This window comes from Streptodolium elevatio, assembly GCF_040649515.1.
GTDB classification, from domain to species: domain Bacteria; phylum Actinomycetota; class Actinomycetes; order Streptomycetales; family Streptomycetaceae; genus Yinghuangia; species Yinghuangia elevatio.
The window spans coordinates 24419-49855 of the sequence record NZ_JBEZFP010000042.1; the positions used below are offsets into that span (position 1 = coordinate 24419).

22 protein-coding genes are annotated in these 25437 nt (G+C 72.8%); 4 read left to right on the top strand and 18 right to left on the bottom strand.

All coding sequences use genetic code 11. The features are described from left to right. Nucleotides 1-16: 16 nt before the first annotated feature. The 10 genes from AB0C36_RS18015 to AB0C36_RS18060 form a co-directional block, all read right to left on the bottom strand. Entirely contained in the window at nucleotides 17-502 is a 486-nt protein-coding gene (locus tag AB0C36_RS18015) for a hypothetical protein (RefSeq protein ID WP_358355126.1), read from the bottom strand. 227 nt (nucleotides 503-729) lie between these two features. After that, nucleotides 730-2100 carry a DUF6882 domain-containing protein gene (locus AB0C36_RS18020; protein ID WP_358355127.1) on the bottom strand — a complete coding sequence of 457 codons (1371 nt, stop codon included), beginning with the start codon at nucleotides 2098-2100 and terminating at the stop codon, nucleotides 730-732. A 164-nt stretch (nucleotides 2101-2264) separates the two neighbouring features. After that, nucleotides 2265-2663: a rodlin gene (locus AB0C36_RS18025; protein ID WP_358355129.1), complete on the bottom strand. Its 399-nt coding sequence runs from the start codon at nucleotides 2661-2663 to the stop codon at nucleotides 2265-2267. Between the two features lie 263 nt (nucleotides 2664-2926). Then, nucleotides 2927-3697, bottom strand: coding sequence for an ABC transporter ATP-binding protein (locus AB0C36_RS18030; RefSeq protein WP_358355182.1), 771 nt, complete (start codon nucleotides 3695-3697; stop codon nucleotides 2927-2929). A gap of 133 nt (nucleotides 3698-3830) precedes the next feature. Then, nucleotides 3831-4751 carry an ABC transporter permease gene (locus AB0C36_RS18035; protein ID WP_358355130.1) on the bottom strand — a complete coding sequence of 307 codons (921 nt, stop codon included), beginning with the start codon at nucleotides 4749-4751 and terminating at the stop codon, nucleotides 3831-3833. Between the two features lie 133 nt (nucleotides 4752-4884). Next, a complete protein-coding gene (locus AB0C36_RS18040) occupies nucleotides 4885-5805 on the bottom strand; it encodes a glycosyltransferase family 2 protein (protein ID WP_358355184.1) in 921 nt (306 codons plus the stop codon). 2 nt (nucleotides 5806-5807) lie between these two features. Beyond that, nucleotides 5808-6587 carry a CDP-alcohol phosphatidyltransferase family protein gene (locus AB0C36_RS18045; RefSeq protein WP_358355132.1) on the bottom strand — a complete coding sequence of 260 codons (780 nt, stop codon included), beginning with the start codon at nucleotides 6585-6587 and terminating at the stop codon, nucleotides 5808-5810. After that, nucleotides 6565-7626 (bottom strand): iron-containing alcohol dehydrogenase family protein, encoded by a 1062-nt coding sequence (locus tag AB0C36_RS18050; protein WP_358355134.1) that lies wholly within the window; start codon nucleotides 7624-7626, stop codon nucleotides 6565-6567. Before AB0C36_RS18050 ends, AB0C36_RS18045 begins: the two co-directional genes overlap by 23 nt. After that, nucleotides 7614-8351 carry a phosphocholine cytidylyltransferase family protein gene (locus AB0C36_RS18055; protein ID WP_358355136.1) on the bottom strand — a complete coding sequence of 246 codons (738 nt, stop codon included), beginning with the start codon at nucleotides 8349-8351 and terminating at the stop codon, nucleotides 7614-7616. Before AB0C36_RS18055 ends, AB0C36_RS18050 begins: the two co-directional genes overlap by 13 nt. After that, a complete protein-coding gene (locus AB0C36_RS18060; RefSeq protein ID WP_358355138.1) occupies nucleotides 8348-10063 on the bottom strand; it encodes a DUF5941 domain-containing protein in 1716 nt (571 codons plus the stop codon). Before AB0C36_RS18060 ends, AB0C36_RS18055 begins: the two co-directional genes overlap by 4 nt. A gap of 570 nt (nucleotides 10064-10633) precedes the next feature. On the opposite strand from AB0C36_RS18060, the gene AB0C36_RS18065 reads away from it, so the two are divergent. Then, nucleotides 10634-11791, top strand: coding sequence for a hypothetical protein (locus tag AB0C36_RS18065; protein WP_358355140.1), 1158 nt, complete (start codon nucleotides 10634-10636; stop codon nucleotides 11789-11791). Further along, nucleotides 11788-14658 (top strand): stealth conserved region 3 domain-containing protein, encoded by a 2871-nt coding sequence (locus AB0C36_RS18070; protein WP_358355141.1) that lies wholly within the window; start codon nucleotides 11788-11790, stop codon nucleotides 14656-14658. Before AB0C36_RS18065 ends, AB0C36_RS18070 begins: the two co-directional genes overlap by 4 nt. Nucleotides 14659-14801: 143 nt before the next feature. Here AB0C36_RS18070 and AB0C36_RS18075 read toward each other — a convergent pair whose 3' ends face one another. Together AB0C36_RS18075 and AB0C36_RS18080 are read right to left on the bottom strand one after the other, a co-directional pair. Continuing rightward, entirely contained in the window at nucleotides 14802-14972 is a 171-nt protein-coding gene (locus AB0C36_RS18075; RefSeq protein WP_358355143.1) for a hypothetical protein, read from the bottom strand. A 141-nt stretch (nucleotides 14973-15113) separates the two neighbouring features. Next, on the bottom strand, nucleotides 15114-16160 hold the full coding sequence (locus tag AB0C36_RS18080; protein ID WP_358355145.1) for an EamA family transporter: 1047 nt from the start codon (nucleotides 16158-16160) through the stop codon (nucleotides 15114-15116). 85 nt (nucleotides 16161-16245) lie between these two features. Here AB0C36_RS18080 and AB0C36_RS18085 point away from each other — a divergent pair, with 85 nt between their 5' ends. Beyond that, a complete protein-coding gene (locus tag AB0C36_RS18085) occupies nucleotides 16246-17178 on the top strand; it encodes a LysR family transcriptional regulator (RefSeq protein WP_358355147.1) in 933 nt (310 codons plus the stop codon). Here the strand turns inward: AB0C36_RS18085 and AB0C36_RS18090 are convergent. Together AB0C36_RS18090 and AB0C36_RS18095 are read right to left on the bottom strand one after the other, a co-directional pair. Beyond that, nucleotides 17141-17839 carry a glycerophosphodiester phosphodiesterase gene (locus AB0C36_RS18090; protein ID WP_358355150.1) on the bottom strand — a complete coding sequence of 233 codons (699 nt, stop codon included), beginning with the start codon at nucleotides 17837-17839 and terminating at the stop codon, nucleotides 17141-17143. The genes AB0C36_RS18085 and AB0C36_RS18090 overlap by 38 nt on opposite strands. A gap of 374 nt (nucleotides 17840-18213) precedes the next feature. Next, on the bottom strand, nucleotides 18214-18981 hold the full coding sequence (locus AB0C36_RS18095; protein WP_358355151.1) for a hypothetical protein: 768 nt from the start codon (nucleotides 18979-18981) through the stop codon (nucleotides 18214-18216). 198 nt (nucleotides 18982-19179) lie between these two features. Between AB0C36_RS18095 and AB0C36_RS18100 the strand changes: the two genes are divergently transcribed. Then, nucleotides 19180-20418, top strand: a complete 1239-nt coding sequence (locus tag AB0C36_RS18100; RefSeq protein ID WP_358355153.1) for an amidohydrolase family protein — start codon at nucleotides 19180-19182, stop codon at nucleotides 20416-20418. Nucleotides 20419-20485: 67 nt separating this feature from the next. On the opposite strand, the gene AB0C36_RS18105 is transcribed toward AB0C36_RS18100, so the two are convergent. The 4 genes from AB0C36_RS18105 to thrS all read right to left on the bottom strand — a co-directional run bounded on the left by AB0C36_RS18105 (nucleotide 20486) and on the right by thrS (nucleotide 25404). Further along, nucleotides 20486-21466 carry an aldo/keto reductase gene (locus AB0C36_RS18105; protein ID WP_358355155.1) on the bottom strand — a complete coding sequence of 327 codons (981 nt, stop codon included), beginning with the start codon at nucleotides 21464-21466 and terminating at the stop codon, nucleotides 20486-20488. A 109-nt stretch (nucleotides 21467-21575) separates the two neighbouring features. Beyond that, the gene (locus tag AB0C36_RS18110) at nucleotides 21576-22445 is read right to left on the bottom strand and encodes an alpha/beta fold hydrolase (protein ID WP_358355156.1); all 870 of its coding nucleotides are present in this window, start codon (nucleotides 22443-22445) and stop codon (nucleotides 21576-21578) included. 760 nt (nucleotides 22446-23205) lie between these two features. Then, the gene (locus AB0C36_RS18115) at nucleotides 23206-24072 is read right to left on the bottom strand and encodes an enoyl-CoA hydratase/isomerase family protein (protein WP_358355157.1); all 867 of its coding nucleotides are present in this window, start codon (nucleotides 24070-24072) and stop codon (nucleotides 23206-23208) included. Between the two features lie 45 nt (nucleotides 24073-24117). After that, nucleotides 24118-25404, bottom strand: coding sequence for a threonine--tRNA ligase (gene thrS / locus AB0C36_RS18120; protein WP_435839066.1), 1287 nt, complete (start codon nucleotides 25402-25404; stop codon nucleotides 24118-24120). Between the last annotated feature and the right edge of the window lie 33 nt (nucleotides 25405-25437).

Below are 25437 nucleotides of genomic sequence, written 5' to 3' on the forward strand. Positions count from 1 at the left end.
CCGTTCGGGCACCGCGTCAGTCGGCGGCGGACTCCATCAGGGCGCGCATGAGCGGCGTCGAGTCGATCCAGGTCAGCGCGTCGGTGCGGCGCCGCGGGGCGGCGTACCGGCGGATCAGCGACGCGTGGCGCTGGAGCCACGCGGCGGCGTTGCCGCAGTACGCGGGCGGCATCTCGGCGATCGCGATGGTGCTGCCGTCGGCGGCGACCCACACCCGGTCCTGGTCGAGCAGCCAGCGCCAGGCGCCGGTGCCCGCCGGCCCGCGCGCGATGAGCGCCCGGGCGCCCGCGCTGGTGGGGCGGATCGGGCGGCCGAGGCCCGGGACGGGGTCGCCGTACCGGACGAGGTTGCGGGTGTCGAGGGTGTGCAGGGTGCGGGCGGAGATGCCGGGGGCGCCACCGCGCTCGCCGACGTGCGTGCGGATCGCGCCGGTCGAGATACGGCCCAGCGCGCGGCGGGCGGTCGTCATGCGGACGGGAGCGGGATTCCGAGTCAGGGTCATATCGAACTCCGCTTCTGGCTACGCCGATTTGCCCTGTTCCATTGGGCAACAGGGGCTCATGACAACCATTGTTCCATTGCCTACCGACATCGGACGTCTTGAACTCCCGGCCGCTACAGCCGACTTGGCGGCGCGTCAGCTCCGCGCAGGAACGCCCGTGGCGGCGTACTCGCACCCTGTCGCGGGACTCGTCGCGGGCCCGTCGCGGGCCCGGGTCAACGGCCCCGTCACCGGGCCACGTCGACGACAGTGCCGCCCCCTGAGTCGACGCGGACCGTCAGCGCCGCACCGGCCGCCCGGGCGCGCAAGGTCGTGCCCTGCGGGGTGTCCTCGCGGCCCACCTCGCCGCGGGCCGCGAGGTAGTTCTCGACGAGCGCGGCGGCGACCGTGCCGCGGCGGGGCTCCGGGACCAGGCGGACCGTCATGTCGGCCGCGCCGCGCACCGCTTCGGCGACCGCGTCCGGCGAGGTCGCGCGTGGGACGACCGGGTCGTCGACGCACACGTACGCGTTGCGCCCGTCCTGATCGGCGAAGTCCACCACGCAGCCGCCGCCGAGCAGGCCGGCGGCCCCGTGGCTGAGCAGCATGAGCACGGCGTCGGTGTCGGCGCATTCGCTCACGTCCACCTCGCGGTCCGCCTCGGGTGCCTGGGCCAGGCCCGGCAGCGCGGTGAGCCGAGCGTGCGTGTCCGCGTCCCAGGTCCAACGGGTTCGCGCGGCATCGACGGTGCCCAGCACCCGCACGCGCACCTCGTGCGGCCCGCAAATCAGCACCCGTCGGGTCAGATCGTGGCCCTGGTACGGGAACTGCCCGACGAACCCGGTGAACTCGCCGTCCTGCTCCAGCGCCTGGGCCACGCCCGCGCCCGCGACGTGCCACCAGGCGCCGGACGGCACCGAGCGCGGCGCGGCCGAGATCCGCACCTGTCCGACGCGGCCCGCGGAGTCGAAGTCCACCTCGACGGTGTCGCCGCTGTCGAGCGTCGCGTGGACGCCGTCGCCCACTCGCCGGGTCGCCAGGCCGTGGTGGGCGAAGTACCCGGACACCACGGCCTCGTGCGGCACCGGAAGGAACCCGGTGCCGGTCAGGAGCATGCGGGGGAGGGTGATCGCGTCCGGGCGGGCGCGCGGCACCTGCTTGTCGTCGACGACCATGTACAGGCGTCCGGTCGCGTTCGCGGTGACGCCGATGTAGCCGTCGGAGCCGAGCAGGCCCATCGCCGCGAACGCGATCGTCTCCGCGGCCATGCGCGGGTCGGCGAAGCCCGACAGGGGCACGAGGTCGGTGGTGAACTCGGGGATGCCGTCGCGCTCTCCGATCGCGCGCAGCGCCCGCGCCGCCGAGGTGACCTCGGGATCGCCCCAGGAGGGGTTCGCCCAGCCCCAGAGCCAGGAGTCGTCACCGGTCGAGAAACTTCCGAGCACCGAGACGGCGACCTCGCGGCCGCTCTGCCGGTACACCCGGTCGTTGAGGTTGACGCTCCACTCGCCCATCGGCATGAAGGCGTTGAACGCCTCCAACTGCTCGCCGACCCAGGCTCCATGCGGCCCTGCGGCCCGTACGAATGCGTCCGAGAAGAAGTCGTGTCCCGTGGTCATGCGCGGTCACGTTACCGATCGGCGCCGACGAACGCGCGAGTGCGCGCTGCCCGTGCATACGGGGGGCCGCCGGGGGGCCGGGAGGGCCGGCACCGCGCCGGTGGTCGCTGGGGCGGTCAGGCGGGGTGGAGGCGGCCCCGCGCGGTCCGGCCCGGCGGGTTGGGTCAGCCGTTCTCCGACAGGACGCTGGACAGCACGTGCGCCAGCGGGTCGTCGCCGGTCTGCTGCATCGCGTTCGGGCTGCAGACCTGGCTGACCTGGTCGGTCAGGATGTCCTGGACACCGACGCCGGCGCCGAGGACGCCGACCGCGCCCTGGAGCGGGATCTTGTTCACGCCGAAGCAGTTGATGACGCCACCCTGGATGACCGCCATGTTCGGGCTCATGTAGCCGTTGCTGCTCGAGTTGGCGATGGCCTGGGCCGACTCGTTGCCGGCCTGGAGGGCGACGTTGCCGTCGTCGTTGTTGCCGGCGACGGCCTGCGGCGCGGCGACGGCGGTGAGGCCGAAGACCGAGGTCGCGATCGCGGCAGAGGCCGACACGCGCTGGAGGAGGTTCGCCATCAGAAGTTCCTTAGGTGTTGGGGCTGGAGGGGTACGTGCCGCCGCGGCAGCCTGTCCAACACCTCGGGAGACGGAATGGTTGCGGACTTTCACCCTCGTGGTGGCAGCCGTCGAAGCGCCGTTCGACTGCGGGCCCGGCAGGCGACCGCGCCGACGGGCGCACCGCGGGCCCGCGAACGGGCCCGTGACGGCATGCCGGAGGGGCCGGGGGCGGTGTGCCCCCGGCCCCTCCGGAACGGATGTACGGACCAACTGCGTACGGGTTACGCGCCCTTCTCGTACGCCGCCACGACCTCCGCGGTCGGGCCGTCCTGCAGGATGACCCCGTCGTGCAGCCAGATGACCCGCTCACACGTGTCGCGGATCGACTTCATGCTGTGGCTCACCAGGAAAACCGTGCCGGCCTCCTCGCGGAGCTCGCGGATCCGGGCCTCGCTGCGCTGCTGGAACTCCCGGTCGCCGGTGGCCAGCGCCTCGTCGATCATCAGCACGTCGTGGCTGCGCGCCGCGGCGATGGCGAACCGCAGGCGCGCCCCCTGGCCGGACGAGTAGGTGCGCATGGGCCGGTTCAGGATGCCCTTGCTCATCTTCTCCAGGCCGGAGAACTCGGCGATCGACTCGTAGCTCGCCCGGGCCTCGGCCTGCGTCATGCCCATCGCGAGGCAGCCGAGGATGATGTTCCGCTCGCCGGTCAGCTCGCTCATCATCGCCGCGTTGACGCCGAGCAGCGACGGCTGGCCGTGCGTGTAGATCTTGCCGCTGGTGGGCGGCAGCAGCCCCGCGACGCAGCGCAGCAGCGTGCTCTTGCCGGAGCCGTTGCGTCCGATCAGCCCGATGGCCTCGCCCTTGTACGCCACGAAGCTGACGCCCTTGACGGCATGCACCTCGGTGACGCCCGCGGCGCCCTTGCGGGCGATGATGCGCGACAGCGCCGAGGTGGCGTTGCCCTTGCCCGCGCCCGCGCCGTGTACGCGGTACGTGAGCTTGACGTTGTCGACGACGACCGTCGGCACCCGGGCGGCTTCCGCGGCCACGTCGGCCGCACCGCCCGTCGCCGTGCTGGCTGCCGCCGTGCCGACTGCCGCCTGGTCGGTCGGCGCGGCGCCGGCCGCGGCCGTGTCCGTCGCGGTTCCGGTCTGTGCGGCGTTGCCCTGCGCCGGGATGGTCTCAGCCACGGCCGTACCTCTCTTCCGCGCGCCAGAAGTAGATGAAGCCGCCGATGCCGACGAGGAGCGCCCAGCCCACGCCGAGCAGCCACGTGTGCGCGGGGATCGTCACATGGCTCTCGATCAGCGAGTCGCGGATCAGTTCGATGTAGACCGCCGCGGGATTCGACTCCAGGGCGTGCCGCACCCAGGCCGGGGCGTCCTCGGTGAAGGTCGCGATGCTGTAGAACACGCCGGAGACGTACAGCCAGGTCCGCATCAGGAACGGGATCAGCTGGTTGATGTCGGTGACCGTGGCGCCGAAGCGCGCGACGATCATGCTCAGACCCACGTTGAACACGAACTGGCACAGGAGTGCGGGGACCACCAGCAGCCACTTCAGGGTCAGCGGCTCGCCCTTCGCCAGCACGATCGCGAACAGCACCACCATCGAGATCAGCAGCTGCTGCAACTGCACGATGGTGAACGAGATGGGCAGGCTCGCGCGCGGGAAGTGCAGCGCGCGGATGAGGTTGAGCTGACTGCTGATCGAGCGCGCGCCCGCCAGAACGGCGGTCTGCGTGAAGCTGAAGACGAAGATGCCGGTGACCAGGAACGCGACGTAGTTGTCGATGCCCCGGTCGGTCTTCAGCATCATGCCGAAGATCAGATAGTAGATCGCGGCGTTGAGCAGCGGGGTGAGGACCTGCCACACCTGGCCGAGCCGTGCCGTGCTGTACGAGGCACGGGTCTTGGCGTTGGCGAACGCCACGATGAAGTGGCGGCGGCCCCAGAGCTGGCGCAGGTAGTCGCGCAAGCCGGGCCGGGCACCGCTGACGCTCAGCTGGTGCCTGGCGGCGTATTCGGCGAGCGTCTCGCTCTTGCCGGGGGGTGCCGGAGCGGCTGCGGGCGAGCCCGTTCCGGCGGTTGCGCTGTGAACCACGGGGAGACTTTCCGTCGAGGTTGACAAAGGGGCGGACGTGCGGGAAACGGCGGTCCGGGCGGCGTCGCACGGACGCCGTCCGGACAGCGGCGTCCGACGAACGGAGCCGGACGCGGGGACAGGTCGAGAGGCGTCAGATCAGCGGGGGCCGTCTGAGCCTTGTCATATGCCAGACGGTGCGCCACGAGATCGGGTTCCGCGGTCCGCAGGATTCGTGCCAGCCTTCGCGAAACCCTAGCGTCCACGCCTGGAAGCCCTCCCGGTTCGGACGCCGCGCCGCGGTGATCACCACCCACGAGGCCAGGTACGCCGGGACGATCGGCCAGGGCAGGTTGCGGCGCGCCAGCCAGACGCGGTTCCGTGCGTTCATGCGGTGATAGTGCGCGTGCCGGGCCGGGCTGGTGGCCGGGTGCTCCAGGACGACGTCCGCCCGGTAGTCGACGGTCCAGCCGGCGTCGAGCGCGCGCCAGGCGAGGTCGGTCTCCTCATGGGCGTAGAAGAACTGGTCCGGCAGGCCGCCGACCTCGCGCAGGACCTCGGCGCGTATCGCGCACGCGCCGCCCAGGAAGGTGGTCACCGCACCGGACCGCAGCGGCGCGCCGCTGCCCAGCCGCGGCACGTGGCGCCGCTGCGTGGTCTTGGTCACCGGGTCGACGATCCGGAACGTCACGATCCCGAGGTCGGGGTTGTGCGCGAAGGCCGAGCGCAGCCGGTTGGCGATGCCCGGGTCGCGGATCAGGCCGTCGTCGTCGAGGAACATCACGACGTCGCAGTCCAGCGCCGCCGCGCCCACGTTGCGGCCCGCGGGGATGCCGATGTTGTCGTCGAGTTCGATGATCCGCACGAAATCGGGCAGGTCGGTGGGGGACTTGCCGCCGTTCACCACGAGCACGACCTCGATCGGCGGGCCGTACTGGGCGGCCACCGAGTCGAGCAGCGCGGTCAGCTCCATCGGGCGGTCGCCCATGGTGAGCACGACCGCGCCGATGCGCACGTCGGCGGGGACGGGGCCCTCGGTGGTCGTCCGAGGCGGGGGCACAGGCCGGGGGATCATGCTCATCGCAGTCGACTCGACAGCAGGACGCTCACCAGGTGGAGAACGGTCTGCAGCAGCGCGATCGCGGCCAGGACGGCCACCGCCGCACGGCTGAACGCGAGACCTTCGCCGCGCACCGCGTCGGCGACACCCGCGACCAGCAGGAACAAGGACGCCTCGACCGCGCCGACCAGACGGTGGAACTTGAGCGACGCGGCGACCTTGCGCAGCGACGCCGCGCCCGAGGACCGCGGCACCGCGGCGCCGTCGTTGACGATCGGCAGCCCCGCGCGGGCCCGGGCACCGTCCACGAGGTCGGTCTCGGACTTGATCAGAATCGCGCCCAGCGCCGCCACGACGCCGAGGTACGCCCAGCCGTCGAGGTGCCCACCGTCCAGGATGCCCGCGGCGTGCAGGCCGGCCCCGGTCAGCAGCGCCGCCTCGCTGAGGTAGTGCCCGACCCGGTCGAGGTAGACGCCGGTCACCGAGGTCTGCCGCCGCCAGCGGGCCACCTCGCCGTCGACGCAGTCCAGCAGGAGGTACACCTGCACGAGGACGACCGCCACGACCGGGCCGGCCAGACCGGGCAGCATCAGCGACGCGCCGGCCGCGATCCCCGCGAGGATCATCAGGTACGTGAGTTGGTTGGGGCTGATGCGGGTGCCCACCAGCACGCGCGTGATCCGTACGGATATGCGCCGCATGTACAGGCGGCCCGCCCAGTGCTCCCCACTGCGACGGTCAAGCAGTCCGGCCGGATGGACGACCGTCCGGAGCTCAGCCACCGAAGGCATGGACATATTTCTCCACCGCGTCTGTGAGTCGGGCCGGGGGGAACGCGAGGTGCTCGAGAATCGTGTAGCGGCCGGGCCGGGTGCTCGGCGCGTACTCCACGGCCGCCCTGAACTGCGCCGTGCTGATGCCGAGTTCGGGGGGTACCACGGGCAGCCCGTGCCGGCGCAGGCTGGTCGCCAGGGTTTCGGCCGTGACCAGGTCGTCGCGCAGGAACGACGCGAAGACCGCGCCGACGCCGACCTGTTCGCCGTGCAGGCCGCGCAGCTCCGGGTACAGCAGGTCCAGGGCGTGCGAGATCTCGTGGCAAGCCCCGCTGCACGGATGCGACGTGCCGGCCACCGTCATGGCGAGGCCGGACATCACGAGGCTGTCGACGAGCGCCACCAGGAACGCGTCGTCGGCGATGCCGCCGGGCCGGTGCAGGAGTGACTCCGCGGCGGTCCGGGCGAACGCCGCGGACAGACCGTCGACCGGCTGACCCGCGACCGCCTCGGCCAACTCCCAGTCGGCGAGGGCGGACAGGTTCGACAGGACCTCGCCGATGCCGGCCCGCACATAGCGGGCCGGGGCGCCCCGGATCACGTCGAGGTCGACCACGAGGGCGATCGGGGCGGGCACGCCGTACGAACCGCGCCCCGCGTCGTTGTCGAGGATGCTGACCGGCGACGCGATGCCGTCGTGCGCCAGATTGGTCGCGACCGCCACCATCGGCAGGCCCACGCGCGCCGCGGCGTACTTGGTGGAGTCGAGCGTACGTCCGCCGCCGATCCCCACCACGGCGTCGTACGTCCCCGCACGCAGCCGGTCGGCGAGGTCCACCGCTGCGTTGAGCGTGCCGCCCTCGACCGGGAACCAGTCGGCGCCGGGCAGTTGCGGGGCCACCCGGGCACGCAGGCGCTCGTCGGTCCCGGTGCTCACCACCAGGGCGAGGCTGCCGCTCGCGGAGATGCGGCCTTCGGCGAGGATGTCGGTGAGTCGGTCGAGGGCCCCGGCGCGGACCTCCACGCTGAGCGGCGCGGGGACCAGGCGCGTCAGTACCGGCACGCTATGTCCCTCGCCTTGAGCAGGTCCTCGGTCGTGTCGATCTCGGTCCATTCGGCGCCGCCGATCGACCGCACGCCGACCCGGCCGCCGCGCTCGGCGTAGAGCTGGAAGGCGTCCTCGTAGTACTGCTGCGGGTCGGCTTCCCACGTCGCGGCGAGGGCCGCGACCAGGCCCGATCCGGCGCCCGGGGCGACGAGCGTCACACCGATGTACTCGCCGACGGCCTCGGCCGGCTCCATGAGCTTGGTGATGCGCGCGAGGAGGCCGTCCGCACCCAGGCGGACCTTCATCTCCTCCTCGGCCAGCGGCTTCACGTCGTCCAACGCCAGCACCACGTCGAGGTCGCCGGTGCCGCCGTCGAGCATGGCCTCCTGCACGGACAGCGGGTGCAGCGTGTCGCCGTTCGCCAGCAGCACGCCCTCGTCGAGGAAGTCGCGGGCGCACCACAGCGAGTACGCGTTGTTCCACTCCTCGGCCTTGTCGTTGTCGACGAGGTGGAGCTTGACGCCGTACGCCCGCTCCAGGTCGGCACGCCGCTCGCGCACGGCCTCGGCGGCGTACCCGATCACCACGGCCGCGTCGGTCAGGCCGGCCTTCGCGAAGTTCTCGAGGGTGAAGTCCAGCACCGACCGCTCGTCCCGGACCGGCACGAGGGCCTTGGGCAGGGTGTCGGTCCAAGGCCGAAGTCTGCGTCCGGCTCCGGCGGCCAACACGAGCCCGATCATTGCTGTTCTCCGTTCGACGGCGCGCCGACGGGCGCGGGCCCGACGTGCGTGGTGACGGATGCCTCGGGCATCCGCGCTGGGTTGCCGGCACCGACGGGCGGAGCCGCAGGGGGGTGGATCACCGTGTCCGACTCGAGGTCGTCGCCCACGCGGGCCCCGCGCGCCCAGAAGCCGATGCTTTCGGCGAGCGCGACGAGGGCCACCGCGACGGCGAGGGCGGCGGTGCCGGCGGAGAGCACGTCCGGGCCCGCGGCCGCGAGGACCGCCAGGACCAGCACGCGCCCGTCGTGACCGCCGAGCGACCAGGTGAGCCACCGCGGCGGCGCGGCATGCCCGCCGCGTAGCCGGTACACGATGTCGTAGTGATGGTACGCGGCGGCCGCGACCAGCCCGAACGCCGCCGGGAGCGCGTCCGCCCCGTGCCGTGCGACCACTGCGATCACGGTGGCGTACTCGGCCGCGCGGAACAGCGGCGGCACCAGCCACATCAGCGGACCGGCGTCGGTGAGCCGGGCCGCGGCCCCGGCCGCCGCGACGTACGCGACGGCGCAGCCGACCAGCACGCCCGGCGCCGCGTCGACGGCCGCCGCGATCGGCAGCGCGAGCACGGCCAGGACCCAGACCGCGCCGCGCGGATAGTGCCGGCCGATCAGGTCCGCGAGCACGCCGCCGTCGCACAGCGAGCGCAGCCGTACGGCGGCACCCGCGCGGGCGCGGCCGCGGTGCGGCAGCGAGCGCAGCACGCGTCCGGCGAGCGAGTAGCACCCCGCGAAGCCGCCGGCCGCGAGCAGCACGACAAAGGTCGTGCGGGGCGAGGTGGTCGCGGCCAGCACGGCGATGAGCGCCCAGCGCTCGCCGATCGGCAGGATGATCATGCGGCGGGCCCACACGGTCCAGCCCACCGAGTCGAGGCGGTTCGACAGGCGGGCGCTGCCCGACCCGCCGCCGCCCTGCTCCTCGTGGCACTCGTGGAACGCGAAGTCGAGCTGGTGCCGCACGATCTGGACCGCCATCGCGATCGAGGCGAGCAGCCACACGTCGTCGCCCGAGCGTGCCGCGCCGAGTGCGAGGCCCGCGTAGACCGCGTACTCCTTGACCCGGTCGAAGGTCGCGTCGAGCCACGCGCCGATCTGCGAGTAGTTGACGGTGTAGCGGGCCACCTGGCCGTCGACGCAGTCGAGGACGAACGACAGGTAGAGCGCCACGGCGGCGCCGACGTATCCGGCGCGGGTGCCCGATGCCGCGGCCGCGGCGCCGGCGAGTGCGACACAAAGGGAGGCGACGGTGACCTGATTGGGCGTCAGGCCACGCCGGGCGCACCAGCGGGCCACGTACCGCGACCACGAGCTGACGAAGAAGGTCGTGAAGAAGCCGTCGCGCGCCTTCACCGCCGAGTTGAGGCGGATGCCCTCCTCGTCGACGGTGTGCAGCGCCGCCTCCGCCTCGGCGCGCTCGGCGGCGGTGGCGGGGACGACGGCCACCAGGTCGCCGAGGGGGATGCGGTGGACCTGGACGCCGGCGGCGGCCAGGTCGCCCGCGAGTTCGTCGGGCGTCGGGGCCGGTGCGCCGGGCGTGGTCGCGGCGAGGCGGGCGGCGAGCAGGTCGTGCAGGGCCCGGGCGGCGTCGCCGCGGACGCTCAGCACGCCGGGTATATGCGAGGCCTCGTAGCGGTCGTCCGCGAGGATGCGCCGGAGCGCGTGGCGGTGGGCCACCACGCGTGCGTCGACGAGGGCAACCCGTGTGTTGTCGCCACCGGAGGCGGCCCGGGACACGTCGGCGACGCCGCCGGATATCGTGAGGCCGAGCGCGGTGAGATCGGCGACGACACGCTCTCCGGCTTCCGCCGGAGTCGGTGTGGTGACGAATACCGCCGATCCTCCGGACGCCGCTGATCCTCCGGACAGAGGACACCACTCCCTAAACGCGAACGGGCTCACCTAGCGTGGCGCCTCAACTACGCGGCGCCGAAGACAAATCGGGCTCTTTCCCTGGCGGCTGCGTCGCATGTCGCCCGGCTTCCGCAATTAGCCATCCGTTGTTTACCATCTCTCGCAACCGAAGGACTAGTTGACGGCCTTCCACGGCCCTCGCAAACCTGCGGAAACCCCCTATAGGCGACCGAAATCACGCATGCCCGTTGCGCGTCCGGGGGCCGGATATTCCCCAACGCGCGTGGCACACGGCACACGCGCAAACCCACGGTTTGGCCGGAATCCGACGCGGATCCGACCCGGCCCGAGAACGGCGAGGACGACCAGGTGAGACCCCGGCACGCGCTGCGTGTGACACGAGACTCCGCCCGGATCGCCATGGACGTACTTCCGGTCAGGTCCCAGCAGTTCCTGGACCGTCGGGTACGCCCGCACGTCGCCCAGATGCGCACCACCGTCGTGGACAGTGTCGTGCGCCAGGTCGCGGTCGGTGGGCGTGCCCGCGTCCTGCACGCCTCGCTGCTCGACGGCCACACGCTGAACCTGCACGCGGTGCTCCCGTCGGACGAGGCCGCGGGCGGGGACGAGGGCTTCCTGAGCTTTGTACGCGGCCGCCGTCAGCAGCGCGTACCGGTGCGACTGAATCGCGTCAGCCGGGCCGAACTCCACGCCGACGCGACCGTGCCGCTCGGCCCGCTGCCCGGTGGCCTCGACCTGGAGCCCGGCCGCTGGGGCCTGCGCATCGTGCTGGGCTCCGCCGGGCGCCCGGCGCGGTTGTTCGACCTGGAGGGCCCGCTCGGCCCGAGCGCGGCGGGCGGGCCGACCCAGACCCCGCCCGCGAGCCCGCTCACCGGCTTCCGCTACCAGATACGCGTCACGCCGCTGGGACTGTGCCGCATCACCGTCCGGCGGCCTCAGCCGCACGCCGAGATGGTGCGGTTCGAACTCCGCCCCGAGGGTGCGGTGGTGGCGTTCCGCATGGTCGGTGTGACGCGCGCGCGGCCGGTGGCGGTCGAAATCGCCTGCGGCTCCGGGCTGGTGGAGGTCGTGCCGACCGCGGGAGACGGCGACATCCTGGCGTTCGCCGTGCCGTTCGACGCAATGCTCCGGTCCGCGGTCGGGTCCCCGGTCGGGTCCCCGGTCGGCAGCGCGGAGGCCCCGCACGCCGGTGCCGCCGGTGCGGAACGGCCCGCGACGGGGGAGGGGCTCGTACGGGCGGAGGGCGACGAGCAGGCCGAGCGGCATGTGCTCGGCACGGCTGCCCGACCGGCCGAAGGGCCCGAGCAGGACTGGCAGATGGTCGTGCGCATGCGCGACGGCAGCCGCCACCCGCTGGGCCGTGAACTGGACGTCCCGCGCATGCCGCGCCGTGTCTTCCGGATGCGCACGCGCCTGGTGGCCACCGAAGGGGGTGCCCTGGTCCGCGTCCGACCGCACTACAACGCCCGCCGCCAATTCCGTCTCGGCTGCACCGCCGTCCACCACGCCCGCCCCGGAGTCACCGCGTGAAGATCAAGTACCTGCTCACCCATGCCGACGAAATGGGCGGTACGCAGCGAGCCGTACTGGCCTCGGCGGCCTCGGCGGCGCATCGCCACGAGGTCGAGGTAGTGAGCGTCTTCCGCACCCGCGCCGAGCCGTTCTTCGCGGTGCCCGAGGGGGTGTCGACGCGCTACCTTGTCGATGCCACCGACCCGGCCTCGCCCCGCCCGGCCCGGCGCCCGCAGGCCGCCGAGGTCTGCCGGGTCCTGGCCGCGCAGCCGAGCCGGTACGTCGAACCCGCCTGGGACGACGCGTTCCACCGCCTCTCCGACCTCGAACTCGCCCGGGCCCTGCGCGGGACGGACGCGGACGTGGTGGTCACGTCGTCCCCGGTGCTCGCGGCGCTCGCCGTACAGCTCGTGCCGGCCGGCGTGGTGACGGTGCATCAGGAGCACGCCGCGGACGAACGGCGCGGCCTGGGCGCCGAACCACTGCTGCGCCACGGCCCCGCCCTGGACGCCCTGGTGGTCGGCACCGACGCCGCCCGCGCCTGGTACGCGGACGCGTTCGGCGCCTCTGGGCCGTACCTGGCCGTCGTCCCGCGCTCGCTCCCCACCGGTTTCCGGCCGCGCTCGGCACGCCTCAACCCGGTTGTCGCGGTCGCCGCGCGGCTGGTCCCGGACAAGCAGGTCGACCACGCGATCCGGGCCTTCGGCCGGCTGGTCGACGAGCACCCGGAGTGGACGTTGCGGGTCTACGGCGACGGCCCCGAGCTGCCCCGACTGCGCACCCTGGTCGACGAGTTGGAGCTCAACGACAACGTGCACCTGCTGGGCGCGGCCCCGCGCATGGACGAGGAGTGGGCGCGCGCGTCGGTGTGCCTGCTGACCTCGCGCGCGGAGGCGTACCCGCTGGTGCTGGCCGAGGCGCGGGCGGCCGCGCTGCCGTGTGTGGCGTTCGACTGCCCCGACGGCCCCTCCGCGCTGATCCGCGACGGCGTGGACGGCTTCCTCGTGACCCCCGGCGACCTCGACGGGCTGACCGCCGCGCTCGGCAAGCTGCTCGCCGACGGGGCGCTGCGGAACCGTCTCGGGGACGCCGCCCTGGAGGCCGTCGGCTCGCCCGTCGCGGACCCGGCAGGCGCGATGTGGGAGGAACTGCTCGGGCAACTGCGGTCCGGCGCCGCGCGGCCGGGCGCGGCGGACGCGAAGGCGGACCGGGTGGCCGAGTACGAGGCGCGCACCCAGGGCGGCGACGCGGTCCTGACAGTGCCCGCAGCGCCTGGCCGGCGCGTCGCCACCGATCTCGCGCACAAGGCCCACGAGGTCCGCATCGAGGCCCTGCACCCCGGCCTGCGGCGCGGCGGCGGGCAGGTCTGCCTGGTCGCGGACGACCTGACGCCGGCCGACGTCGCGGACCGCAACCTGGGCCTGGTCGTGGACGTGCTGGAAGGCGCCGGGATTCCGTACGTCTACGTGGACACACCGGACGACACCGCCGCCGACGACGTGGTCCACCGGCACACCGTCGTGGTCGCGGCGGACCGGCGCGCCGACTTCCTCGACGCGGTCGCCGACGCCTATGCCGACGACGCCGTCTACGTCGCGGTGGTCTCACCCGAGGGCATCCTGACCAGGACCGCCGTCGCGGGGGTCCTGGGGGCGTGGGGGCTGGTGGCCGCGCCGGACACGGTCCGGGTGTTCCAGCCCGTGGTGACCTCGGGCGGACTGCCGCGGCTCGCCGGTGCGCACGGCGCGAACGTCTCGTTCTGGCGCGAGTCGGAGCACGGCCGCGACCTGGAACTGCCGGTGCGTACGACGATCGGCCAGGTGTTGCCCGCCGGTGCCATGACACCGGTCCGTAGGCGGGTGGCCGGGCGAGAGGTCACCACCCTGGCGCCGTTCGAGCGGGCCCGGGTGGGCGGTTTCGACTTCCCGGTGGACGTGGTCTACACGTGGCCGGGGGCGGCGTCCGAGACCGAGGCGACCGACGCACCGGGCTCGCCGAGCTCGCCGGACTCGCCGGACTCGCCGAGCTCATCCGAGTCGCTCGACTCCGAGGCGCTGCGGTACTCGCTGCGGTCGCTCGACATGTACGCCCCCTGGGTGCGCACGATCCACCTCGTCACCGACCGCCCGGCCCCGGCGTGGCTCGACACCGGCCGCGTCGCGGTGGTCCGGCACGGCGACCTGTTCCCCGCGCCGGAGTGGCCGTCGCCGCCGCGGGGCAATCCGCTCGCGGTCGAGACGAGGCTGCACCAAGTGCCGGGCCTCGCCGAGCACTTCCTGCATCTCACGGACGACATGTTCCTGGGCCGCGAGTCCCGGCCGGGACGGTTCTTCCACGCCAACGGCATCACCCGGCACTTCGCGGCACGGGACGCGTTGCCGCCGACCCCGGTGTCCGCCGACGACCCGTTCGAGGTGCGTGCGGCGAAGAACGGGCGCGCGCTGCTGGAAGCGCGCTTCGGGCGCACCGCTACTCAGCTCTACCGCCGGGCCCCGCACGCGCTGCGGCGCGGTGTGCTCCGGGAGATCGAGCGTGAGTTCGCCGCGGAGGTGTCGGGGACCGGACGCGCCGCGGAGCGTTCGCACACGGACGTGGCGGCTGCGACGTGGCTGCACCCCGCGTATGCGTACGTCACGGGGCAGGGGGTGCCGGGGGAGATCGCGCACGAGCACGTCGACCTGGGCGATCGTGCGCAACACCGCTTGCTGACACGGCTTCTGGCCTCGCGCGCGTACGACGCCTTCTGCCTGGCCGGCGCGGCCTCGGCCGTCGGCGATGTGCCGTACGCGGAGCAGGCCCGCATACGCTGTGCCTTCCTCGCCGAGTACTTCCCCGTGGCATCGCGCTTCGAGAGGGGATCGGCGCGCAACCTGCGCACACGCTGACGGCCCGCGGACGGGACACGTGGACGGAAGCACGTCGACGGAGGCGCCGCAAACGAGACACTCGACGGCGGCACCTCGACGGAGACACAAGGGTGCGGCCACGGCCCGAAGGCCGTGACCGCACCCGGGAATGCCGCCGTGGGTCAGTCGACGTGGACGATGGAGTGGGTCTCGTGGTCGACCTCGATCGGCCACACGCTCACGTGGTCGGACGTGTGGTGGTAGACGACCACATCGGCCGAAGCGACCGGCGCGGCGATGGCGAGGCCGGCGACGGCAATCACGGCGGCGGCGCAAATACGGCGGATGTTCATAAGGGCTCCTTTTGGCGCGGGGACATTGCCTGCACCAAGAAATATCCCGACGGGAGTTCCCGCCGACCCAATTACTCCGGGCGGGGGCGTGTCGGTGCCCCTTTTTCCCGATCCGCTGTTCCCGGCGGGATGTCGCACAACTCAGCGCGGGGAATTCGCCGTCGCGCACGGTGTGCCGACGCGCTTTTCCGCGGACGGGTCCGGCTCGTCGTTCCCGGTACGCCGCGCGGGGAGTCCGGCTGCCTGCGGGAGCGGCCGATCGTCGGGGAGCCCGCGTTCGTCCTGCGGGGCTTCTGCTTCGGCTTCCGCTTCCGGGAGCCGTGCCCCGGTCCGCGTCGCTCCGACACCCGCGACGACGACGCACACCACGCCGATCGCCGACGCCGGGCCCGGCACCTGGCCGAGCACGACGAGCCCGATCAGCAGGGCGATGGCCGGCTCCAGGCTCATCAGCACCCCGAAGGCCGTTGTGGTGAGCCTGCGCAGGGCCAGGAACTCCAGGCTGAACGGCAGCACCGGGTGCAGCACGGCGAGCCCGAGCCCGACCAGCAGCAGCGGCCACGACAGGCTCCCGGCCTCGGTGGGCGCCGCGACGGCCGTCGCGACCAGCGCCGCGACCGGCATCGACACCGCGAGCCCCTTCAGACCGGTGACCTGGTCGCCGACCCGCTGGGTCAGGACGATGTACGCCGCCCACCCCGCCGCCGCGGCGAGCGCGAACGCCACCCCGAGGAGGTCCACGCCGCCGTGCCATGGCTCGGTCAGCAGCAGCACCCCGAGCGCGGCGGGCAGCGCCCAGAGCCGGTGCCGGCCCCTGGCGGCGTACATCGCGACGCCCAGCGGGCCCAGGAACTCCAGCGCGCTGGCCGTGCCGAGGGGGATGCGCGCGGCCGCGCTCATGAACAGCAGCATCATGCCGGCGGTCGCGACGCCCAGGAGCCCGCACGCCACGAGGTCACGGCGGGTGAAGTCGGAGCGGCGCGGGCGGACCAGTACGAGCAGGATCGCGGCGGCCCAGAACAGCCGCATCCAGGCGGCACCCAGCGGGCCGAGGCGGTCGAACATGTGCACGGAGACGGCGAGGCCGAGCTGCACGCAGAACATCGCCGCGAGGGCCATCGCGGCACCGGTCTCGGCGGTGCTGCGCGCGTGCCGGGCCGGCTGCGTCGACGGGGCGTCCAAGGTCATGCGACCCAGTAGACGCCCGGACAACCGTTGGCGTCCACTTGCCAATCCTGGATGTTCCGTTCGGGAATCCTGAACAATGGCCCTCATGGAGACACGGCGACTGGAGATGCTCGCGGAGTTGTCGCGGCTCGGTTCCATGCGCGCGGTCGCGGAGACCCTCGGCACGACGACATCCACGGTGTCGCAGCAGATCGCGGCGCTGGCCCAGGAGACCGGCACGCCGCTGATCGAGCCGGACGGGCGCCGCGTACGCCTGACTCCGGCAGGGCGGCGGCTGGCCGAGCACGCGACCGCGATCGTCGCGGCCGTCGAGGCGGCCCGGCTCGACGTGGGGCCGGATGCGGAGCCGAACGGCTCGGTGCGGGTGGCCGGGTTCGCGACGGCCGTCCGCACCTCGCTGCTGCCGGTGGTCGCGTCGCTCGCGGTGAGCCATCCGCGCGTACGAGTCCTGGTCCGCGAGCACGAGCCCGCCGAGGTACGCGCCCTGCTGAACGCGGACGAGGCGGACCTCGGCCTGGTCTACGACTACAACCTGGCCCCGGCAGAGGACGACCCCGTTCTGTGGTCGACGTCGCTGTGGTCCTCGCGCTGGGGCCTCGGCGTGCCGGACGACTACGGGCCGCCGGCGGCAGCGACCGGTTCGAGCGCGACCGGTTCGAGCGCCGATGTCTTCGCCCGCCACCGCACCCACGCGTGGATCGGCAACTCCCGCAACACCGCCGACGAGCGGGTGATCGCCGTGCTCGCCTCCATCGCCGGGTTCCGGGCGCGGATCACCCACCAGGCCGACAGCCTCGACCTGGTCCAGGACCTCATCGCGGCGGGCCTCGGCGTCGGGCTGCTGCCGGTCTCGCAGCCGACCCGGCCGGGCGTCCGGCTGCTCCCACTGGACTCGCCGCCGGTCGAACTGCGGGCGTACGCGGTCGCCCGGCATGGCCGCCGCGACTGGCCGCCGCTCGCCCTGGTGGCCGGACTCCTGCTCACGGCGCCGGGGCCCGACTCGCCAGCGTCGCGGTGAGAGCGCGGATGTCGTTGCTGATGATCGCGTCGACGCCGTACGACGCCAACGCGGCCATCCTGCGGGGGCGGTCGACCGTCCAGGCGCACACCTTGAGGCCCAAGGCGTGCGCGGCGCGTACGCCGCGCGCGGTCACCCAGACGTGACGCTGGTTCAGATACTGCGGGCGCACGTGGTCGACCAGGTCGGAGCCGGGCGGCCACGGCTTCTTCCACGTCATCGCAATGAGGGCGTCGGGCAGGACGGCCCGGATCTCGCCGAGGGCCATCGGATCGCCGGTGAACAGCACCTTGCCGATGTGCCCGTGCGCCCGCACCGCCTCGACGGCCGCGCGGCCCTCCGGACGGCCCCGCACGTCGACCATGAGCGAGACACCGCGTCCGACGACGAGACCGAGGGCGTCGCCGAGGGTCGGGATACGCCACTCGCCGCGGCCGACCAGCTGCTCCAACTCGTCCTCGCGTACCGAGGAAAGCGGCCGCCGCACGCCCCAGAGTCGTCGCAGCGTGTCGTCGTGCAGAAGCACCGCCACACCGTCCCGGGTGAGCCTGATGTCCACCTCGACACAGTCCGCACCGCCTTCGATCGCCGATTCGAGGGACGGGAGGGTGTTCTCCCGCAGTCGCAGCGGATCACCCCGATGCGCGACCTTCAGCACCACGGATCGGCTCCTTACGGCAGGGTCAGGGACGCACCCTCGGACGACACGCCTTCATCGGTCGGGCAAGGCGACCAAGTCTGCCGTCCCACCACGCCGTTTCAAACAAACCCGGTCCGACGTCGGCAAAAACAGACGGGGTACGGCCGTGCGGTCGCACAAACGCAGACTCCGGAGAACTCCGCTTCCGCGAATCCGCACCAGCGCCGGAAAAAGACGTACGACATACCGTAGCGAGACATGAGTTTGCCGTCCTGCGCCACCTTGCCGTCGGTGCCGCGGGAAACAAGGGCGCCGTCATGCGGCACGGTTCTGCCGTCGTCTCTGTCGTCTCTGCCGTCGTCTGCGTTCTGGTCTCGGTTTCGTCCGTCGTCGGCTCAGGGCGCGTCGACGGCGACGACTGTGGGCGTGGACCACAGCGACCAGTTGCCCGCGAGGTCGCGGATGCTGTAGCGGACCGGAATGCCGCCGTAGCCCGCTTCGGCGATGGTCTCGTCGTCGACGCGGAAGACCATCGCGCGGCCGACCTCGTCGGGGCCGAGAGTGCCGGTGAGTTCGCGGGAGCCCCACGCGAGGGTGATGGTGTCGCCGCCGGCCATGTTGACGTACGGCTCGATCCGCACCTCGACGCCCTCGCCCACCGCGCGCCACCCTCCGCCGATGCCCGAGGACACGTGCGGGCCGGGCAGCTCGGAGTTCAGTTCCGGTTCGTCGGACACGGGCGGCGGTTCGCCGGGCACCGAGAACTTGACGCGCACGTACGTCTCCGCGGACCTCACCCATTCCTGGGTGCTCGCCGCGCGCAGGTCGTAGAAGACGGTCAATTCGCCCTCGCCAGCCTCCACGACCGCCTTGCACGGCACCGGAACGAGCAGGTCGCCGTCGTCCTCGACGAGCGCCTCCGCGACCGGCCGGGCCGAAGCGCCCCAGAACAGCCGGACGAAGTCCCCGGGCTGACGCTCCGTCACGTACGGCACCAGGACGTCCACCGTCCCGCGCGGATCGGCCACCACGGCGGCTCCGATGCCGCCGTCGGCCACCGCATCGGGGACGATCGGCGCGGGCACCGCACTCGCCGGGGGTTCCGGTGGCGTCCGTGGTGCCGGCGGCATCCGCGTCGATGCCGGGTTCGCTGGGTCGGACACAGCCCCTCCCTCGCGTCCGCGCGGTCCGCTCACGGCCGCGCGCCTGACCGGTGCTGCGGCACGCGCTACCCGGCCATGCCCCTTGTAAGGCATCTTCGTGCGAAGTAACTTGCGCGCGAGGAATGCGGACCGACGCCGGAGTGGCGCCGGAGCGACCGGACAGGCCCGGCTCCGGCACCGAGCACAGGAGGCAGCACCGTGACCCAGGCGAACCCCGCCGGTCCCACCCCGGCGCTCGAGGAGATGCCGCTGATCATCTCCGTCGACGACCACGTGCTCGAACCCCGGACCCTGTGGTGGGACCAACTGCCCGCCGGAGTGCGTGAGCGCGGCCCGCGCGTGGTGCGGGAAAAGGTGAAGCTGGAGTTTTCCGGCGGCAACTACGGGTTCCAGCGCGACGTGCCCGACGGCCGGTGGTGCGACGTGTGGGTCTACGACGACCTCGTCTTCCCCACCGGACTGCTGCACGCCCCGGCCGGCTTCCCCGAGGACGAGGTCTCCAACGTCCCGGCCATCTACGAGGACTTCCGCCCCGGCGTGTACGACCAGGCCGCACGCCTCGCCGACATGGACGTCAACCACGTCGAGGCCGCCGTCAACTTCCCCAACACCTTCCCGCGGTTCTGCGGCCAGGGCTTCGCCGAGCGCGGCGACAAGGAACTCGCGTACCGCTGCATACGCATCTACAACGACTGGATGATCGACGACTGGTCCGGTGGCGCAGGCCGCGGCCGTCTGCTCCCGCTGACGCTGGTACCGCTGTGGGACCCGGAGCTGGCCGCCGTCGAGGTGCGGCGGTGCGCGGCGAAGGGCTCGTACGCCATCGCGTTCTCCGAGAACCCCAGCCGCCTCGGCTTCGCGTCCATGCACTCGGGCGCGTGGGACCCGCTGTGGGAGGCGTGCCAGGAGACCGGCACCGTCGTCACGATGCACATCGGCTCGTCGTCGCACATGCCGAGCACGTCCCCGGACGCGCCGCTCGCGGTCAGCATGGCGCTCAGCTCGCAGAACGCGCAGGGCTCGCTGATGGACTGGATCTTCTCCGGCACGCTCGCGCGCTTCCCGGCGCTGACCGTCGCCTACGCGGAGAGCCAGGTCGGCTGGATGCCCTACCTGCTCGAACGTGCCGACCTCGTATGGCGCGACGGTGTCGGCGGCGTCGACCTGCCCCAGCCGCCGAGCACCTACGTGCCCGGCCGCGTCTACGGATGCGTGTTCGACGACCAGCACGGCCTGATCTCGCGCGAGGCCGTCGGCATGGGCAACATCGTCTTCGAGACGGACTACCCCCACTCGGACGGCACATGGCCGCACTCCCGCGAGGTCGCGCACCGACTGTGCGCGAACGCGGGGATGGACGCCGACGACACCTACCGGTTCCTGCGCGGGAATGCGATCAAGGCCTTCGGCCTGGAGCGCTTCGGCATCGCGAAGTAGGGTCCGGGCCCCCGCGCCCAAACCGGCTCCGGGGGGTGCCCGCCGGGCGGGGTGCGGATGAAGGGGGTCAGACCCAGGTGGGCGTGTGCCCGCCGGCGTACCGCGCGCCGAAGCCGCCGTCCGGGAGGATGTCGTGGACCGCGGCGAGGTCGGCCTCGGTCAGCGTGACATCGGCCGCCGCTGCGTTCTCCTCGATCCGTGCCGCCGAGCGGGTGCCGGGGATGGGGACGATGTGCTCGCTCTGCGCGAGCAGCCAGGACAGGGCCAGTTGGGGGACGGTGATGCCCTTGGCCGCGGCGAACTCGCCCAGCCGCTCGACGGCCTTGACGTTCCTCTCGAAGTTGCCGGGCTGCCAGCGCGGGTCCGTGTTGCGCATGTCGGTGGCGTCGTACTCGCCGGCCGGCTTCGCGGTGCCGGTGATGAAGCCGCGCCCGAGAGGGGAGTACGCGACGAAACCGACGCCCAGCTCGTCCAGGGTCGCGAACAGCTGCTCGGCGTCCCGCTCGAACAGCGAGTACTCGGTCTGCAGGACGGACACCGGCTGGACGGCGTGGGCGCGCCGGATCGTCTGCGGCCCGGCCTCGCTGAGGCCGAAGTACCTGACCTTGCCCGCGTCGATCAGCTCCTTGACGGCCCCGGCGACGTCCTCGATCGGCACGTCGGGGTCGACGCGGTGCTGGTAGAGGACGTCGATGTGGTCGGTACCGAGGTAGCGCAGGCTGTTCTCGGCGACCCTGCGGATGTTCTCCGGGCGGCTGTCGAAGGCACCGAGCTGCCCGGTCGACAGGTCGAAGCCGAACTTGGTCGCCAGCACCACGTCGTCGCGGAAGTCCTTGACGGCCCGCCCGACCAGGATCTCGTTGGAGCCGGTGCCGAGGCCGTACAACTCGGCGGTGTCGAAGAAGTCGACGCCCAGGTCGTACGCGCGCCGGATGGCGGCCAGGCCCGCCTGCTCGTCGCCGGGGCCGTACGCCATCGTCAGGCCCATCGCCCCGTAGCCGATCGCCGAGACCTCCAGGCCCTGGGTGCCGAGTGTCCTGTGCTGCATGCCGCGCTCCCGTCGTCGAACCGAACCGTCCGGTACGACATTAGGGTGCGCACCTCGCCGTCTCCGGGCAGGAACGCGCCGCGGCCGCCGACTCCACCCGTGCGGACACTCACGGCTCCGCGCGCCCGGTCCGCCGGATGAAGTCGAGCACGAGGGAGGCGACTTCGGGGGCGTGTGTCTCCAGCAGCAAGTGGCCGCCGTCGAAGACGTGGGACTCCATACGCGGCAGGTCCCGCATCCACGACAGGGTCTCGGCGATGTCGAAGAACGCGTCGTGCCTTCCCCAGACCATCAGGGCCGGGGGCTGCCGGGCGGCGAGGTGCTCGCCGATGGCGTCGAAGCGCGCGACGTGGTGGGCGTAGTCCGCGATGAGCGCCCGCTGGGTCGCCAGCCGTCCCGGCAGGCACATCACCCGCCAATCCTCCTCCCACTCCCGGCCCTTGATGCGCGCGGCCACGTCCGGGGGCACGTTCGCGACGTACTGAGCCCGCGTGCCCTCCAACGTCAGATGCGCGGTGGCCGCCGCCTCGTTGTCGGGGGTGGGGTGCGACCAGAAGGCCTGCGTCTCGGCCCATTCCGGACCGAGGCCGCTTCGGTGGGCGTTGGCGTTCTGGACGACGAGGCCGAGGACCTGGTCCGGTTCCCGCATCGCGAGGTGGAACCCCACCGGCGCGCCGAAGTCGTGGAGGTAGATGTGGCGGGGGCCGACCCCGAGGCGGTCCAGCAACTCGGCAACGGCGTGGCCGAAGGCGGTGAACGACGGGTCCGGCAGGACGTCGGACTCCCCGAAGCCGGGCAGGTCGGGCGCGATGACGTAGGAGGCCTCGGCCAGTTCGGGCACGACGTCGCGGAACGTGCGTGCGGAGGTCGGGAATCCGTGCAGCAAGAGCAGCGCCGGATCCGACGGTTCACCGGCGGTGATGTACGACAACTCGGTGCCTCCGGACAGCCGCAGCCGCCGCCGGGTCGCCTGGCGCATATCGGGCCTCCCGCACTGTCGGTTCCGTCGTTGATACCACCGTTGATTTCACCGTCGATCCGCCTGACCGCGCGTTGTGGCGACCCTTACCGTGACGAGCAGGACGAAACGTGTTCGCAGGGCAACCGGTGCTGGGGAGGTGGGCCGTCGGCAAGAACCGGGGGTGCACGGGTAAGAGGCGGCACGCCACCCGCGCCGCGGCGGAGGACCACTTATGGGCGCTCAGACGCTCCGGGGGTATCCGCCTGCATGTGTACAAGTGCGTCCACTGCGGAGGGTGGCATGTCGGCCATAAACCGCGCGGCCGCAGGTAGCCCGTGGTGTCATCTTGTGCGACGCGGCGAACCGGGGGCGCCGCGGCGGCGGATCGGGGGCTCCGGGCACCGGGTCGGATGCGATCTGACCGGGGCTCGGGGCCCGCGCAATCCGGGCGGGACTCATGTGCGTCAAACCGCCGGAACCGGGCAGCCGCCGGTCACGGGCGTTGATCGCCCGTGACGCTGCACGCTGCCTCCAAGAGGTCGGGAGACCGCCGGAGGCCGGAGGAAGGCAGGCACGACCATGACGATCCCGTACCCCGTCGAGCCGGACACCCGCCCGCCCGCACCCTCGCCGCTGCCCGACCCGGACCCGGTGCTGCCCGACCCGGAGCCGCAGCCGCCCCCGCATCCCGGCCCGCTGCCGGACCCGGCCCCGGACCCGAGGCCGGACCCGTCGCCGGAGCCGGAGCCGCTGCCCTCCGGGGCCGTGGTGCTGCCGTTCAGGCGCCCGCGGGAGCCGGGCCGTCCCCGCCCGCACGGACGACGGCGTCGATGACCGAGGCCCACCGCTCCGGGTCGGCCTCGGCCTCGCGCGTCTGACCGCCGGCCGCGAGGAAGGCCGCCATCGGCCCGAGGTGCGCCCCTGCGCCCATCAAGGCGTCCAGGGCGCGCGTCTCGGCCAGCAGAGCGCCCTCGGGGTCGCGCCCGGCCACCTCCACGACCTGCTTCACCGCGGCCACGGACGCGGGCGGCATCGCCGCGATACGGCGGGCCACCGCGCGTACCCGCTCGGCGAGTTCGCCGGCCTCCACGACGTCCTGGAGCCAGCCCAGCGCGTACGCCTCCGCCGCCCGCACGTCGCGGCCGGTGAGCAGGATGTCCAGCGTCCGGGCGCGCCCGAGCACCTGCGGCAGCCGTGCCGTCGCCCCCGAGCCCGGCAGGATGCCCAGCGCGACTTCGGGCCAGCCGATCACCGACCGCCCGGTGCCGTACCGCAGGTCCAGGGCGGTGAGGAACTCCGCGCCGCCGCCGCGCGCCGCGCCGTCGAGCGCGCCGACGGTGACGTAACGCGCCCGGCGCAGCCGGTCCAGCGCCGCCGCGGCGACGTTGGGGCGCCCGGCCGGGGGCCGCTCGCCCGCAGGGACGCGGGTCAGCGCCGCGACGTCGCCGTGCATCAGGAAGAAGTCCGGGTCCGCGCTCTCCCAGACGACGGCGCGCACGCCGCGATCCGCGTCGAGGCGGTCCAGGAGGCGTACGAGCGCACCGAAGAACACCGCGTCGACGAGTTGGTGCGGCGGGTTGTCGACCGTCACCACCACGACCCCCGGCGTACTGTCGGCGGCCACTCGCAGTATGTCCCGGCCCATACGGTCCTCCTCGGAGTCGGGGCGATCAGGATCCGTCGCGGTCGCTCAGGAACCGCCGTGAGAATCCCACAGATCGGTGCAACAGGCACCGACGGAAGCCGCGATACGCGACAGGGCCTCGTCGACGGGCAGCGGGTCGAGGCGGCGCCCGTCGCGCAGCCGCAGGGCCACTTCGCCGTTCGCCGCCTCCTTCGGCCCGACGACGGCCTGGTACGGCACGAGCCGCGCCTCGCGCACCCGCGCGCCCAGGCTGCCGCGCACCGGATCGGCGACCTCGGCACGCAGCCCCAGCTCCGCGCAGCGCCGGACGACCGCCTCGGCGACAGGCAGTTCGGTGTCGGAGACGGGCAACACCGCGATCTGCCGCGGCGCCAGCCATGCCGGGAAGGCGCCGCCGTGCCACTCGACGAGGTACGCCACCGCGCGCTCGACACTGCCGATGATGCTGCGGTGCACCATGACCGGCCGGTGCCGGCCCCCGTCGCGCCCGACGTACTCGAGGCCGAACTGCTCCGGCTGGTGGAAGTCGACCTGCACGGTGGACAGGGTCGACTCGCGCCCGGCGCCGTCGGCCACCTGTACGTCGATCTTCGGGCCGTAGAACGCGGCCTCGCCCTCGGCCCGTTCGTACTCCAGTCCGGCACGCTCCAGGACCTCGGTGAGCAACGCGGTCGAACGGTCCCACAGTTCGGGCGCCGCGACGTACTTCCCACCCGGCCCGGGCAGCGAAAGGCGGTGGCGTGCCGGGACGATGCCCATCGCCTCGTACGCCCGGCCGATCATCGCCAGCGCTTCGGCCGCTTCGTCGGCCACCTGGTCGATGGTGCAGAAGATGTGCGCGTCGTTCAGCTGGATGGCCCGGACCCGGGTCAACCCGCCCAGCACGCCCGACAGTTCCGCCCGGTACATGCCGCCGAGCTCGGCCATGCGCAGCGGCAGATCGCGGTAACTGCGGCCACGGGAGCGGTAGATGAGCGCGTGATGCGGACACAGGCTCGGCCGCAGCACGACCTGCTCACCGCCGAGGTCCATGGGTGGGAACATGTCGTCGCTGTAGTGCGACCAGTGGCCCGAGATCTCGTACAGCTCGCGTTTGCCGAGCACCGGCGAGTACACGTGGCGGTAGCCGGCCCGGCGCTCCTCGCCGCGGATGTACTCCTCGAGAGCGTGGCGCACCACGGCGCCGTCGGGCAGCCAGTACGGCAGCCCCGCGCCGATCAGGGGGTCGGTGTCGAACAGGTCCAGTTCGCGGCCGAGTCGGCGGTGGTCGTGCACGGCGGTCTCCTCGCAGTCGCGGGACCCCCGGGACCACAAGCCGAAGCCCCGGGGCACTTGCCCCGGGGCTTCGGAATGGTCGTCATTCAG

Excerpts from the sequence above, each read along its gene's own strand:
- AB0C36_RS18105 (WP_358355155.1), bottom strand. The coding sequence starts at position 21,466 with ATGCAGCACAGGACACTCGGCACCCAGGGCCTGGAGGTCTCGGCGATC.
- AB0C36_RS18085 (WP_358355147.1), top strand. The coding sequence starts at position 16,246 with ATGGAGACACGGCGACTGGAGATGCTCGCGGAGTTGTCGCGGCTCGGT.
- AB0C36_RS18020 (WP_358355127.1), bottom strand. The coding sequence starts at position 2,100 with ATGACCACGGGACACGACTTCTTCTCGGACGCATTCGTACGGGCCGCA.
- AB0C36_RS18025 (WP_358355129.1), bottom strand. The coding sequence starts at position 2,663 with ATGGCGAACCTCCTCCAGCGCGTGTCGGCCTCTGCCGCGATCGCGACC.
- AB0C36_RS18080 (WP_358355145.1), bottom strand. The coding sequence starts at position 16,160 with ATGACCTTGGACGCCCCGTCGACGCAGCCGGCCCGGCACGCGCGCAGC.
- AB0C36_RS18055 (WP_358355136.1), bottom strand. The coding sequence starts at position 8,351 with ATGATCGGGCTCGTGTTGGCCGCCGGAGCCGGACGCAGACTTCGGCCT.
- AB0C36_RS18040 (WP_358355184.1), bottom strand. The coding sequence starts at position 5,805 with ATGATCCCCCGGCCTGTGCCCCCGCCTCGGACGACCACCGAGGGCCCC.
- AB0C36_RS18075 (WP_358355143.1), bottom strand. The coding sequence starts at position 14,972 with ATGAACATCCGCCGTATTTGCGCCGCCGCCGTGATTGCCGTCGCCGGC.
- AB0C36_RS18110 (WP_358355156.1), bottom strand. The coding sequence starts at position 22,445 with ATGCGCCAGGCGACCCGGCGGCGGCTGCGGCTGTCCGGAGGCACCGAG.
- AB0C36_RS18015 (WP_358355126.1), bottom strand. The coding sequence starts at position 502 with ATGACCCTGACTCGGAATCCCGCTCCCGTCCGCATGACGACCGCCCGC.
- AB0C36_RS18045 (WP_358355132.1), bottom strand. The coding sequence starts at position 6,587 with ATGTCCATGCCTTCGGTGGCTGAGCTCCGGACGGTCGTCCATCCGGCC.
- AB0C36_RS18115 (WP_358355157.1), bottom strand. The coding sequence starts at position 24,072 with ATGGGCCGGGACATACTGCGAGTGGCCGCCGACAGTACGCCGGGGGTC.